General features: G+C 61.3%; 11 protein-coding genes. 3 read left to right on the forward strand and 8 right to left on the reverse strand.

What is annotated here, in order from left to right:
- The first annotated feature begins 107 nt into the window (after window positions 1-107).
- Window positions 108-1,847, forward strand: coding sequence for a methyl-accepting chemotaxis protein (locus CD932_RS29620; protein ID WP_094440945.1), 1,740 nt, complete (start codon window positions 108-110; stop codon window positions 1,845-1,847).
- A gap of 12 nt (window positions 1,848-1,859) precedes the next feature.
- Here CD932_RS29620 and CD932_RS00615 read toward each other — a convergent pair whose 3' ends face one another.
- The gene (locus CD932_RS00615; protein ID WP_094440946.1) at window positions 1,860-2,063 is read right to left on the reverse strand and encodes a hypothetical protein; all 204 of its coding nucleotides are present in this window, start codon (window positions 2,061-2,063) and stop codon (window positions 1,860-1,862) included.
- Window positions 2,064-2,171: 108 nt separating this feature from the next.
- On the opposite strand from CD932_RS00615, the gene CD932_RS29215 reads away from it, so the two are divergent.
- Window positions 2,172-2,297, forward strand: coding sequence for a hypothetical protein (locus tag CD932_RS29215; protein WP_254926412.1), 126 nt, complete (start codon window positions 2,172-2,174; stop codon window positions 2,295-2,297).
- A 192-nt stretch (window positions 2,298-2,489) separates the two neighbouring features.
- Here the strand turns inward: CD932_RS29215 and CD932_RS00620 are convergent, their stop codons facing one another.
- The 7 genes from CD932_RS00620 to CD932_RS00650 all read right to left on the reverse strand — a co-directional run bounded on the left by CD932_RS00620 (window position 2,490) and on the right by CD932_RS00650 (window position 11,654).
- Window positions 2,490-4,217, reverse strand: coding sequence for a response regulator (locus tag CD932_RS00620; protein ID WP_094440947.1), 1,728 nt, complete (start codon window positions 4,215-4,217; stop codon window positions 2,490-2,492).
- Window positions 4,204-5,718 (reverse strand): ATPase domain-containing protein, encoded by a 1,515-nt coding sequence (locus tag CD932_RS00625; RefSeq protein WP_094440948.1) that lies wholly within the window; start codon window positions 5,716-5,718, stop codon window positions 4,204-4,206. The genes CD932_RS00620 and CD932_RS00625 overlap by 14 nt, the downstream gene beginning before the upstream one ends.
- A gap of 235 nt (window positions 5,719-5,953) precedes the next feature.
- Window positions 5,954-7,063 carry an ABC transporter ATP-binding protein gene (locus tag CD932_RS00630; protein ID WP_094440949.1) on the reverse strand — a complete coding sequence of 370 codons (1,110 nt, stop codon included), beginning with the start codon at window positions 7,061-7,063 and terminating at the stop codon, window positions 5,954-5,956.
- 8 nt (window positions 7,064-7,071) lie between these two features.
- Window positions 7,072-7,941, reverse strand: a complete 870-nt coding sequence (locus tag CD932_RS00635) for a carbohydrate ABC transporter permease (RefSeq protein WP_065305860.1) — start codon at window positions 7,939-7,941, stop codon at window positions 7,072-7,074.
- Window positions 7,938-8,822: a carbohydrate ABC transporter permease gene (locus CD932_RS00640; RefSeq protein WP_094440950.1), complete on the reverse strand. Its 885-nt coding sequence runs from the start codon at window positions 8,820-8,822 to the stop codon at window positions 7,938-7,940. Before CD932_RS00640 ends, CD932_RS00635 begins: the two co-directional genes overlap by 4 nt.
- Before the next feature lie 111 nt (window positions 8,823-8,933).
- Entirely contained in the window at window positions 8,934-10,187 is a 1,254-nt protein-coding gene (locus CD932_RS00645) for an ABC transporter substrate-binding protein (protein WP_094440951.1), read from the reverse strand.
- Window positions 10,188-10,364: 177 nt separating this feature from the next.
- Entirely contained in the window at window positions 10,365-11,654 is a 1,290-nt protein-coding gene (locus CD932_RS00650) for a carbohydrate porin (protein ID WP_094440952.1), read from the reverse strand.
- 323 nt (window positions 11,655-11,977) lie between these two features.
- Here CD932_RS00650 and CD932_RS00655 point away from each other — a divergent pair, with 323 nt between their 5' ends.
- On the forward strand, window positions 11,978-13,891 hold the full coding sequence (locus tag CD932_RS00655; RefSeq protein WP_094440953.1) for a glucokinase: 1,914 nt from the start codon (window positions 11,978-11,980) through the stop codon (window positions 13,889-13,891).

The following is a 13,891-nucleotide window of genomic DNA, read 5'->3' on the forward strand; positions in this document are numbered from 1 at the left end:
AAAGAGCAAGCGCTACCCCTCTTTCCCGCATCGGGCGGCTGGCATCGGGTAATCATAGAAACTCAATTTTACTGAAATAACAATGCTAAAACATTGTTAAAATAATAATGATATTTTCCACATTCAAAGTCCGCACCCGTCTGGCTATCGGCTTCGGTATCGTGCTCGCCATCTTAATATTGATCTCTGTGCTGAGCATCAATAAACTGGCCTCGTTGAACGAGTCGCTGACCGTCACGGTAGATTTCAATGCGCAAGAGGCCAATCTGATTTCTCAAGCCATGGGCGAAGCGCAAAAAGCATCGGCCGCCATGCGCAATCTGATTGTCCTGTCCGACATGCCTAGAATGGAGGTGCAGAAAAAAATATTTGAAGAAAAACTGCTGTCATACGAAAGATATGCCGAGCAACTGGAAAAATTATTCCAGAGCGATCCGAATACCAGTGCCGAGGAAAAAACCTATCTGGCTAAAATAGCCGAAGTAAAAACAGCCGCCCTGCCGCTGGTGAAAAAAGCGTCCAGCCTCGGCCTGGCCAACGATCCCGGCGCACCGGACGTGCTGATGGGCGAGACCGGACCTGCGCTGGACAAATGGATCAATCTGCTGATCGAGTTCAGGGACTATGAAATAAAAACCAGCAACCAGACGGCGCTCGAAGCCCACGAAAAATATAATCAGAGCAGAAATTTGATCATGCTGATTTCCGTCATCGGCATGCTGACCTCGATCGGCGCCAGCATCGCCATCACACAAAGCATTTTGAAACAATTAGGCGGAGAACCGAGCTACGCGATGTCCGTCGCCGAAGAAATTGCAGGCGGCAATCTGGACCGGCCCATCATGGTGCGCGATGCCGACAAGACCAGCCTGATGTTCTCGATCAAAACGATGCGCGATCAACTCGCCGGTATCGTCGGCCGCGTGCGCACTGGCACCGATACCATCGCCACCGCCTCGCATCAAATCGCGGCCGGCAACCTCGACCTGTCCTCGCGCACCGAGCAACAAGCCAGTTCGCTCGAAGAAACCGCATCGTCCATGGAAGAACTGACCGGCACCGTCAAGCAGAATGCCGACAATGCACGCCAGGCCAACGCGCTCGCGGTGTCGGCCTCGGAAGTGGCGGTCAAGGGCGGCAGCGTGGTGGCGCAGGTGGTCGAGACCATGGCCTCGATCAATGCATCGTCCAAGAGGATCGTCGATATCATCGGCGTCATCGATGGCATCGCGTTCCAGACCAATATCCTGGCGCTCAATGCCGCCGTGGAAGCGGCACGGGCCGGTGAGCAGGGCCGCGGCTTCGCCGTGGTCGCCACCGAGGTACGCAACCTGGCGCACCGCTCCGCCGCTGCGGCCAAGGAAATCAAGGTGCTGATCGACGATTCGGTCACCAAGGTGGCGGTCGGCGGCAAGCTGGTCGACGACGCCGGCGCGACCATGGCCGATATCGTGCAGTCGATTACCCGCGTCACCGACATCATGAGCGAGATCGCCTCCGCCAGCCTGGAACAGACCATGGGCATCGAGCAGGTCAACTCGGCGATAGCACAGATGGATGAAGTGACCCAACAGAATGCGGCGCTGGTCGAGGAAGCGTCGGCGGCGGCAAGCGCGATGCAGGAACAGGCGACAGATCTGTCCGCAGTGGTCAGCGTGTTCAAGCTGGCGAGCACCGTTGGCGCCAGCCAGCATGCCGGGCCGCGTCAGGTCGCGCCGCGCGCAGCGGCGCGCTTGCCGCTCTCGCCCGCCAAGGCAGCGCAAACCAGGAGCGCAGCGAGCAAGCCGATTGCCCGCCAGGCCAAGATCGTGGACAAGGGCAACCTTGAGGATTGGGAAGAGTTCTAAGCTGGACCGTCGTCAAGGTGAAGGACAAGTTGACGTCAGGCCAAGAATGCCTTGCCGCAGCTGCGCCGTGGCCATATCGATCAACGCGCGCAGCTTGGGCTGGCCTTGGGTTTTGGCCGCGAAATACAGAAACAAGCCCGAGGTAGGCGCAATGAACGGTTGGAGCATCCGCTCGAGCCGCAAGAGGCGGATGGCTTCCAGCGAGACTGCTTTCATGGTGTTGATTATTAACTTGAAGTTGATAGCTTACCTGTCAAACCTGCGTATCGCGACAAAATCATGGCATTTATGATGAGTCTTCGTTCAACTGACAGGAGAAACGACATGACGCTCAACTTGCCGGTCGTGGTGGCCGCTTATTTTCAGGCCGACAAGGCACACGATGCGCAGGCCGTGGCGCAGTGCTTCAGCGCCGACGGCGAGGTGCGCGACGAAAACGCCACCGTTTAGCGCCGGCGAGATACAGCACCAGGCTCCCGGCCTTGGCAATATCGAGCGCACGGATTACCCCAATGCGTTTTGGTCAGGTCGATCCACGCTTTATGGAAAGCGTCATTGCGGCACCAGCCTGCTATCGGGCTTGTTTTTTTGCCATTCCAGTGCCAACGGCGCCATCGGGACAGGCGGGCGACATAATTTCGCTCATGGCGCCAGCCCGCCCTGCCGTCCCAGCGCCTGTTTTACCGTGGCTGCCAGGTCCGCCAGCTGGAAAGGTTTACGCAGCACGGTGTTGCTGCCGATCACGCGGTCGATCGCTTCCATGTCGGCGTAGCCGGTGGCGATAATCATCGGCAGGCCGGGAAACTCGCGGTTGGCGATCGCCACCAGTTCGGCGCCCGTCATGCCCGGCATCAGGTAATCGGTGATCATCAGGCTGGGCTGGTCGCGGCGCAGTTCGTGCAGGCCGGCATGGCCGTCCTGCGCCTGGCTGACCTGGTAACCGAGCGCTTCGAGCGATTCGACCATCGACAGGCGCACCGAGCTGTCGTCTTCGACCACCAGGATGCGCGCGCCTTCGCCCTTGCCTGCCAGCGGCGGCGCGCCATCGAGGCGCTCGTCCGGCGCCGGCTTTTCGTCGCTGGCCAGGCGCAGCCAGATTTCGATCGTGGTGCCAATGCCCGGCTCGCTAAGCACGCGCGCCGTGCCGCCCGACTGCAGGGCCATGCCATACACCTGGCTCAGCCCCAGGCCCGTGCCTTTGCCGATCGCCTTGGTGGTGAAGAACGGTTCGAACACCTTGGCGGCAATCGCCGGGTCCATGCCCTGGCCGTCGTCGGTGACGGTGATCAGGCAATACGGGCCGGCCGGCAGCAGGCCGTCGGGCGCATCGGCCAGGCTGGCGCGCACGAGCAGCTTGCCGCCGGCAGGCATGGCGTCGCGCGCATTGATGGCCAGGTTAAGCAAGGCCATTTCCATCTGATTGAGGTCGGCCATCACGAAGCGCAGGCGCGCGTCGATATCGAAGGACAGCTTGACGGCCGAGCCGAGCGAGGTCGCCATCAGTTCGCGCACGCCATCGAACAGGGTGCGGATATCGGTGGCGCGCAAGTTGAGGCGCTGGTTGCGTGAAAACGCCAGCAACTGGCTGGTCAGCTTGCCGCCACGTTCGCAGGCGCGGCGCGCCACTTCGGCCTTGCGGCGGGCGTTCTCGTCCTTGGACAGATACAGGATCAGGTCCATGCTGCCCTGGATCACATTGAGCAGGTTGTTGAAGTCATGCGCGATGCCGCCCGTCAGGCGCCCGACCGCCTCCATCTTTTGCAGCTGCACCATGGCCAGCTGCACCCGCTCGCGTTCGATCACTTCATTCATCAGGCGGTCATTGGCCTGCGCCAGCGCGCGCGTACGCTCCTCGATGCGCGATTCGAGCGTTTCATTCAGTTGCAGCAGCTGGACCCGGCTGTCGCGCAGGCTTTCGGCCGCGCGCATGCGTTCGACCAGGATCTTGCGCGCTTCGTACTGGCGCTTGCGTCCGCGCAAGGCCGAGGCAACGGCGCTGCGCAAGGTTTCGGCATTCAAGGGCCGCTCCAGCAGGATGATATTGCCCAACTGGTCGAAGGTGCTGCGCGCCGCTTGCGGCGCGAGGCCATTGTGCTTGGAAATCAGGATCACGAAGGGAAAATCGGACCACGGTTCCTGTGTGCGCAGCCATGCCAGCAGCTGGTTGACGCTGGAATCCTGCAAGGCTTCTTCGGCGATCACGCAGGCGCCGGCGCCGAGCTGCAGTTCGGCCACCATGGCGTCGAAACCGGCCACCGCGCCGCCGCCAAAGCCATTGCGCGCCAGCACCTGGTGGATCACTTCGGCGTCGCGTCCATGCGGCGCCAGGATCAGGACCCGCTCGTCGAGCGCGCCATTATCGGGGCTCATCGGACCCCGCCAGCATCATGGGGGTGGCGCCGCGGTAGGTCGGCAAGCCCGTCAATATGCCTTCAAAACCTTCCAGTGCGCCGCCAATCACAATGCCGCCCGCGCCCAGTTGCAGTTCGTGGATGGTCAGCGCATGGTTGCTGGTGCGGCTCTTGATGACGGTAATGGCGCGGCGCAGCTTGCCGTTCGATTCGAAAAAGCGCAGCAGCACGGTGGTGTCGCTCAGGTAGCTCAGGTCCACGTCGGAGCGCACTTCGCCGATCAGGCCGTGCTGGCCCAGCACCAGCACGGTGGTCACGCCCTGCTGGTTCAGGTAGGACAGCAGTTCGTGCATCTGCAAGGTCAAAAAGTGCTCGCCAGGCATCGCCTGCAGATAGGCGTTCAGGCTGTCGATGACGATAAATTGCACGCCCGACTGCTCGACGGCGTCGCGCAGCATATGGGCAAACTCGCCTGGCGCCAGTTCCGCCGGGTCGACATGGTGGATCGCCAGCTGGCCGCTGTCCGAGTACGGCCGCAAGTCCATCTGCAACGCGGCCGAGCGCGCGAAAAACGTCGCCAGGCCTTCGTCGAACAGGTAGAACGAGGCCTTTTCGCCACGCTCGAGCGCCGACAGCAGGCAGCGCACTGACACCGTGGTCTTGCCGATGCCCGACGGGCCGACAATCAGGGTATTGGTGCCAGACGGCAAGCCGCCACCGAGCAGTTCGTCGAAAGCGCTGGCGCCGGTCGAGCTGACACGGGCGACGAAGTCACGGTTGTGTTCGGCTGCGATCAGGCGCGGGAAGATTTTCAGGCCGCCCGTTTCCAGGATATAGTCATGGTAGCCGCCGCGAAACTTGGTGCCGCGCATCTTGATGACATTCACGCGGCGCCGTTCCTTGCCGAACTCCTGCGCGATCTGTTCCAGGCTGATCACGCCGTGGGCGATGCTGTGCAGTTGCTGGTCCGGCGTGTTCGACTTGTCGTCGAGCAGCAGCACGGTGCAGTCGCGCAGGGAAAAGAATTGTTTCAGCGCCAGGATCTGGCGCCGGTAGCGCAGCGGATTTTGCGCCAGCAGCCGCATTTCGGACAGGCTGTCGAATACCACGCGCAGCGGTTTCAAGCTATTGACCTGCTCCATCACGCTGCGGGTGGTCTCGCCCAGCTCCACTTCGGACGGGTGAAACACCGATTGCTGGGCGTCCGGGTCGAGTGAATTGTCGTTCGCCAGTTCGAACACGGCGATGCCGTCCATATCCCAGCCATGGCTTTGCGCCACGGCGTCGAGCTCATCTGCGGTTTCCGACAGGGTAATGTACAAGCCAGGCTGGCCCTCGGCCGCACCTTCGAGCAAAAACTGCAGGCCCAGGGTGGTCTTGCCGGTGCCGGGCGAGCCTTCAACCAGGTAGACGCGCTGGGCCGTCAAGCCGCCGCACAGGATATCGTCGAGGCCGGCGATGCCGGTCGAGACGCGGGTGGTGGGCTTGCGCTGCGCGCGCGCGGTAGTGTTGTCATTCATAACAAGCCAGCTTCAGGTAAGAACAGCGATGCTTCGACAAAGACCAGCCGCGAGTGGCACCGCATGGTCAGGGGCAGCGTTACTGAACGCTACAGTTAGCCGTCATTTTAAATTCCCGCCATGAATTCTTATGTTCGCCAACATACATAAAGCCGATATCGCCGCGCTGAGGCTGCCTGCAAAAAAATGGCCCGGCAACCTTGCGGCGGCCGGGCCATGCATGTGGCGCGATCAATTACGCGATGCGTTCGCCATTGGCCGGGTCGAACAGGGCCGCTTTCGACAGGTTGAACGACAGCTGCATGGTCTGGCCGGGGCGCACGGCCTCGATCGGATGGGTGCGGCAAGTGACGGCCGCGCCGTTCAGGCGGGTGGTCAGCAGGGTGTCCGGACCGGTCGGTTCGACCAGGTCGACCAGGCAAGCGAGTTCCTGGCCGACGTCGCCGTGCGCGCTGCTGATGTCGGTGATCTGTTCCGGGCGGATGCCCAGGATCACGTCGCGGCCGACATGGCTGCGCAGCTTTTCGGCATCGAACGGCAGCTCCAGGCGCATGTTGTTGCCGCCGTTTTCGATGACGGCCGAGACGGCGCCGTTCTCGATCACCGGCTTGATGGTGATAAAGTTCATCGATGGCGAGCCGATAAAGCCGGCCACGAACAGATTGGCCGGATTATCGTAGATTTCCTGCGGCGTGCCCAGCTGCTGCACCACGCCATCCTTCATCACGGCGATCAGGTCGCCCATCGTCATTGCCTCGATCTGGTCGTGCGTGACGTAGACGATGGTGGCTTTCAGGCGCTGGTGCAGTCGCTTGATTTCGGCGCGCATTTCCACGCGCAGCTTGGCGTCCAGGTTCGACAGCGGTTCGTCGAACAGGAACAGCGAGGGCTTGCGCGAAATGGCGCGGCCCATGGCCACGCGCTGACGCTGGCCGCCCGACAGTTGCGCCGGACGGCGGTCGAGCAGGTGCGAGATCTGCAGCGTCTCGGCGACGCGGTTGACGATCTCTTCCTGTTCGGCCTTGGCGACCTTTTTCACGTTCAGGCCAAACGCGATATTCTCGCGCACTGTCATCGACGGATACAGGGCGTAGGACTGGAACACCATGGCGATGTCGCGGTCCTTCGGCGGCAGGTCGTTGACGACCTTGTTGTCGATCATGATCTCGCCCGAGGTGACGCTTTCCAGGCCGGCGATCATGTTCAGCAGGGTGGACTTGCCGGAGCCGGAGCCGCCGACCAGGATCAGGAACTGGCCGTCCTTGATCTCGATGTCGATGCCCTTGAGCACTTCGGCGCCGTTGGTGTAGACCTTGCGGATATTACGAATCGATAAGCTAGACATGTTTTTCCTTAACCTTTGACTGCGCCTGCGGTCAGCCCGCGCACAAAATAACGGCCTGCGACCAGATAGACCAGCAGTGTCGGCAACGCCGCGATCACGGCGGCGGCCATATTGACGTTGTATTCCTTCACGCCGGTCGATGTGTTGACCAGGTTGTTCAGGCCCACCGTGATCGGCTGCGAATCACCGCTGGCGAACACGATGCCGAACAGGAAATCGTTCCAGATCTGCGTGAACTGCCAGATGATGCAGACGACAAAAATCGGGCCGGAAATCGGCAGCACGATCTTGCGGAAGATCAGGAAAAAGCCGGCGCCGTCGATGCGGGCCGCCTTGATCAGCTCTTCCGGCACGCTGGTGTAGTAGTTACGGAAGAACAGGGTCGTAAACGCCGTGCCATACACCACGTGCACGAACACCAGGCCGGTGGTGGTGTTGGCCAGGCCGAAGTCGCCCAGCAGGCGCGCCATCGGCAGGATCACCACCTGGAACGGAATGAAGCAGCCCACCAGCAAGCCGGCGAACAGCAGTTCCGAACCACGGAAGCGCCAGTGTGCGAACACATAGCCGTTGAAGGCGCCGATAAAGGTCGAGATCAAGACGGCAGGCACCACCATTTCGAGCGAGTTCCAGAAGAACGGCTGCAGGCCGTTGCAGGTCACGCCGGTACAGGCCGAGGACCAGGCCTTGCCCCACGATTCGAACTGCCATACCTGCGGCAGCGCCAGCAGGTTGCCGCTGCGGATCTCGTCGAGCGACTTGAACGACGTCGACAGGGTCACGTACAGCGGAATGATGTAATACAGGGCGAACAGGACCAGCAACAGGTACAGGACCACCCGCCCGAGTGTCAATTGATGCTTGCGTGTGTGTGTCATCTCATCGCCTTTGCGCTGCGCGTTTCCAGGTACATCAGCGGCACCAGCACGGCCACGATGGTGGCCAGCATCATCATTGCCGACGCCGAGCCCAGGCCCAACTGGCCGCGGGTGAAGGAAAACTGGTACATGAAGATCGCCGGCACGTCGGACGAGTTGCCCGGGCCGCCCGAGGTCAATGCGATCACCAGGTCGAAACTCTTGATCGCGATATGCGACAGGATCAATATCACGCTGAAGAACACCGGACGCATGGCGGGAATCACGATGCGCCAGTAGATGGTCGGCAACGAGGCGCCATCGACTTGCGCCGCCTTGATGATCTCGTCATCGATGCCGCGCAGGCCGGCCAGGAACAGCGCCATCACGAAGCCCGACGACTGCCATACGCCGGCGATCACCACGGTGTAGATCGCCATGTCGGAATTGACCAGCCAGTCGAAGGTAAACGAGGTCCAGCCCCAGTCGTGCATGACCTTTTCCAGGCCCAGGCTGGGGTTGAGCATCCATTTCCAGGCTGTGCCGGTGACGATGAACGACAGCGCCATCGGGTACAAATAAATGGCGCGAAGAAAACCTTCGCCACGGATTTTTTGGTCGAGCAAGATGGCCAGGAACAGGCCGATGGCAATCGACAGACCAATGAACAGCAGGCCGAAAATGCCGAGGTTCGACAGCGAAGTCCACCAGCGTTCGTTATCGAACAAATTATAGTATTGCGACAGGCCGGAGAACTCGAAGTTCGGCATCATGCGCGATTCGGTCAGGGACAGATAACCGGTCAGAAAAATAAAACCATAGACGAATACCAGGCTGGCGATGAGCGTCGGGCCCAAGACCAGCTGCGGTATCCATCGATCAAATTGCTTGCGTATGGACATAGGACAGCCGTAGAAGTAGAACTGCGTATGGCGCCCGTCCGGGCCGAAGCCGGAGGGGGCCTGCGATACCTGCGATGCAGCAGCGCCGGCGGGGAGCCGGCGCCGTGGGGATTACTTCACTTTGGCGGCTTTGGCCAGTTCGGCAACTGCGTCTTTCGAGCTCATGTTGGTGTTCATGAACTTGGCGATGACGTCGGTCACGGCGCCCTGCGTGGCCGATGGCAGCGCCATGCCATGCGCAAACGATGGCACCAGGCCGCCGTTCTTGTTGCTGGAATCCATGTCTTCCATCGATTTCAGGGCGCAAGCATCAAACTTGTCCTTGGAAACGCCGGAACGCACAGGGATGGAACCCTTGTTCAGGTTGAAGATCGACTGGAACTTCGGATCCATGATGGCGTTGGCCAGGGCGATCTGCCCTTTCTTCGCACTCGCATCCTTTTGCGTGAACATGGCAAACGAATCGATGTTGAAGGTGTAGGCTTTCTCTGTGCCTGGCGCGGCCACGCACAGATAGTCCTTGCCTGGCACTTTGCCGGCGGCCGTGAATTCGCCCTTGGCCCAGTCGCCCATGAACTGGAAGCCGGCCTTGTTGTTGATGACCATGGCGGTGGCCAGGTTCCAGTCGCGGCCGGCCGCATCCTTGTCGATGTAGGTCTTGACTTTGCCCAGGGTGTCGAACACCTTGATCATCGTCGGGCCGGTCAGTTCTTTCTGGTCCAGCTTCAGGATGGCTTTCTTGTAGAACTCGACACCGCCCACGCCCAGCGCAACGGTTTCGAACACGGTGGCGTCCTGCCAAGGCTGGCCGCCATGGGCAATCGCGATGCCGCCCGATTTCTTGATCTTGTCAGCCGCTTCGAAGAACGCCGGCCAGGTGGTCGGCGGCGTGGCGACGCCGGCTTTTTTCAGCACTTCAGGGTTGACCCACATCCAGTTGACGCGGTGCACATTGACCGGTGCAGCAACATAGTGGCCCTTGTATTTCATGATGTCGGCCACGACTTTCGGCAGTACCGCATCCCATTTGCCGGCAACGGCGGCTTCATCGATGTTGGCCAGCACGCCTTCGGCGCCCCATTCCTGGATCGACGGGCCCTTGATCTGGGCGGCGGTCGGTGGGTTGCCGGAAATGACGCGGGTTTTCAGTGCGGTGGTGGCGTTTTCGCCGGCGCCGCCTGCTACTGCGAAGTCTTTCCAGCCAAAGCCGGCTTCCTTGACCATTTGTTGCAACTGGCCGACGGACTTGGCTTCGCCGCCCGAGGTCCAGTAATGCAGCACTTCCACGTCAGCGGCAAATGCGTTGCCGGCAAATGCCAGTGCGGTGACGGCGGCGACTTGGGTAATCTTGAATTTCAGTTTCATCTCCACAATTCCTTTTTTTGATCAAGCTTTTAGGGGGTGTCGGCGCAAAGGCCGAGAAAGGTCAGTTTGCGCCTGTGCCGGCGCTCTCACTTGCCGAGACCCGCTTGCAAGCGGGTATCTCGTCTGTTTCAATCAAATGGGGCCACACCCGACAGGAGTGGCCCCATGATGCAAAGCTTAGAACCAGGCTTCAACCTGGAAACCATACGAGGTGCCGCTGGTGTTGTTGTTGTAGATCGGGCCGCTGTTGTTGGCGGTGTTGACCGAGGCGGTGGCCGCATCGTTCCATTTGCCGTAGGTGACAAAGGCGCGCAGTTCAGGACGCGACCACAGGCCAGGGCCTGCCGAAATCGCCGGGGCGATGGTCAGCTTGGTCAGGCGCTTGGTCGGGCCGCTCGATTGCGTCACGCGGTCCGTGCCCAGCTCGCCAATCAGCTTGAAGTTGTTGGTGAAAGCGTAGACAGGGCGCACGCCGAGCGAGGTCCAGGTCGAGGAACCGCTGGCTTTGGCTTCGTCTTTCTGCCACAGGGCGACCAGTTCCATGCCGAAGTTTTCCATCGGCTGGATCGCCAGGTCATTGAACACGCGGGTGCGCTTGACATCCGAACCGAAGGAAGTGTCGCCTGCAGCGCCGAACTGGCCGCCGCCCTTGCCGACGCCAGGGCCGACGCCGTACTGCACGCCGAAGGTATTGCCGCCGCCGAAGACCTTGCCTTGACGGTGGAATGCCGACAGCTGCCAGCCGTTATGACGTGGACCGAACACATCGTTGTCCTTGCCTTCGCCGATGATGTAGGTCGCGGCCAGGTCCAGGGTACCGTTGGTGTTGACCGGAATTTCACCGTAGATGAAGTTCTGGCGCACGGCCGATTTGGTGCCTTGATAAACCCCGTTTTTGTCGCGCTGGGCGATATCGTTGTCCTTGAAGAAGGCGTACGAGAATTTGCCCGGACCGGCTGGAATGCGATCGAGGCCGGCGCCCGTGCCGTTCATGTTGATGTACTGCAGATCGAGCATGTGGATGTCAGGACGGTAGTAGAAACGTTTGCCGACCCAGGCCGTGCCGCCGTTCAGGAAGTCCAGCCCTTGTGCTTCGACGTAGGCTTTGACGATGCCGACCTTGTTGTCGCCGAAGTCGGAGTTCGGCGCATAGGCGTTGACCCAGACGGTGGCCATGTAGGTCACGTCGCCCGATTTGGCGATGGCTTTGGTGTAGCCGAATTCGGTGTAGGCGTCGCACTCATTGCCCAGACGATATTTCATGGTGTTGCCACCCAGACCGAAGCAGCCTTGCGAGCCGCCGCCACCGGACGTGTTGCTGCCGGCGCCAGCGCGCAGGTAGCCGTGGAAGCCTTCGGAATCGGTTGGGTACATCGGGTCCGCCATGGCGGAACCGCTGGCGATGGCGAATACGATAGCGGCAGGCAGCGTTTTCAGCGCGGCCTTCAACATGTTGCGATGCAGCATGGTAAGTCTCCTCAGTAGTTGTTTTTGTCTAGTATTTCGTGGCCGAATATACTGGCCAGAAATCTTTCCAGCAGAGACATAGTAACTATACTACGAACAAATATCAACATATTATGTTGTAATCCTACGACTAGTCCGAGACACTTTATTTGACTATTTTTGTCTTTGCGCAAACCTTTTTTTTTGCTTGCCTGAAAGCGCCGGAAAAGGAGTCGCCGTATTTTTTGGCAGATAGTACAAATACCCTCTAGAATCCGTGGTTTTCACCATAACGACAGTTGCGCCGCCAAGACGGCGCACGCCTACGAGACAAGAACGCCGCCATGAGAATTGATGCAAGAACAGACAGTGCGGGCAGCGACGCGACCGACCGTTTCAGCGATGGTCCGCGCCTGCTGGCCGATATCGGCGGCACCAACGCCCGCTTCGTGCTGGAAACGCGGCAAGGCCACCTGGAAGCGGTGGCCGTGCTGCCCTGCGACGACTACGCTTCCCTGCTGGACGCGATCACCGCCTATATCGACAGTATTGAGGCGCGCGCCGCCGGTTCGGCGCGCATACGCCACGCGGCCATCGCGATCGCCAACCCGATCGACGACGACAATATCCGCATGATGAACCACCACTGGTTCTTCTCGATCGAAGCGATGCGCACCGCGCTCGGCCTCGACACCCTGCTGGTGGTCAACGACTTCACCGCGCTGGCGATGGCCCTGCCCTATCTGCGGCCCGACCAGCGCATGCAGATCGGCGGCGGCATGGCGCGCGCCGACAGCGTGATCGGCCTGCTCGGTTCGGGCACGGGCCTGGGCGTGTCGGGCATGATCCCGGCCGAAGACCGCTGGATCGCGCTCGGCAGCGAGGGCGGCCACGTCAGCTTTGCGCCCTGCGACCAGCGCGAGATGGACGTGTTGTCGTATGCCTGGCGCGAACTGTCGCATGTCTCGGCCGAACGCCTGGCCTCCGGACGCGGACTGGAACTGATCTACCGCGCCCTGTCCGAACGCGCCGGCGTGATCGACGCGCAGCCGCTGCTGGCTGCCGAGATCACCAGCCGGGCCCTCGCCAACGAATGCGCAGTATGCCTCGAAGCGGTCGACTGCTTTTGCGCCATCCTCGGCTCCATCGCCGGCAATGTCGCCATGACCCTGGGCGCCCTGGGCGGCATCTATATCGGCGGCGGCATCGTGCCGCGCCTGGGGCCGCTGTTCGAACGCTCGCAGTTCCGCGCGCGCTTCGAACAGAAGGGCCGCCTGAACGAATACCTGGCGCAGATTCCCACCTTCCTGATCACGGCCGAACTGCCGACGTTTCTCGGCATCGCCGCCATCCTGGCGCAAAAGCTCAAGCGCGCCAACGCGGGCGCGCCGGTACTCGACTCGGTGCGCCAGGCGCGTGCGCGCATGAGCCCGTCCGAATGCAAGGTGGCCGACTGGGTGCTGAAGGAACCGAACGCCATGCTGACCCTGCCGATCGCCGAAATCGCCCAGCGCGTGGGCGTGAGCCAGCCGACCGTGATGCGCTTTTGCCGCTCGATCGGCGTGCAGGGCCTGGCCGACTTCAAGCTGAAACTGGCTTCGGGCCTGACGGGCGGCGCCATTACGGTGGCGCACTGCCATGTGGAGATGTCGGACTCCGACGCCGAACTGGCGCGCAAGGTGCTGGGCAACAGCGCCTCGGCCGCGCTGGCCATGCGCGACATGCTCGACGTGAAAGCGCTGACCGAAGCGATCGACATGCTGCGCGACGCGCGCCGGGTGGAATTGCTGGCCGTCGGCAGCGCGCGCGTGGTGGCCGACGACATGCAGCACAAGCTGCTCAACCTGGGCATCGTCAGCACTTATTTCGCCGACCAGCAGGCGCAGGAAATGAGCGCCGCCATGCTCAAACCCGGTGACGTGGCGCTGGTGATTTCGCGCTCGGGCGCCCTGCCCGAACTGCTGCGCACGGTAAAAGTGGCGCAGGGCTGCGGCGCGCGCGTGCTGGCCATTACCGCCAGCGGCTCGCCGCTGGCGCGCCAGGCCGACGTGCTGCTGACCCTGAACCACCCGGAAGGCAATCTGAACTTCGTGCCGATGATCGTGCGCCTGCTGCAGCTGATGGTACTCGATATTTTATCGGTCGGCCTGGCGCGGCGCGCCACGGTGCAGCGCAGCGGCGCGGCCGGGCCGGAAGAAGGCCAGCTGCATGGCATGCGCATCAGCGGCAAGCTGAAGTTCGGCGGCCACCTCGAATAG

Origin of the sequence: Janthinobacterium sp. PC23-8 (assembly GCF_002250505.1) — a bacterium.
In the GTDB taxonomy this organism is placed as follows: domain Bacteria; phylum Pseudomonadota; class Gammaproteobacteria; order Burkholderiales; family Burkholderiaceae_D; genus Janthinobacterium.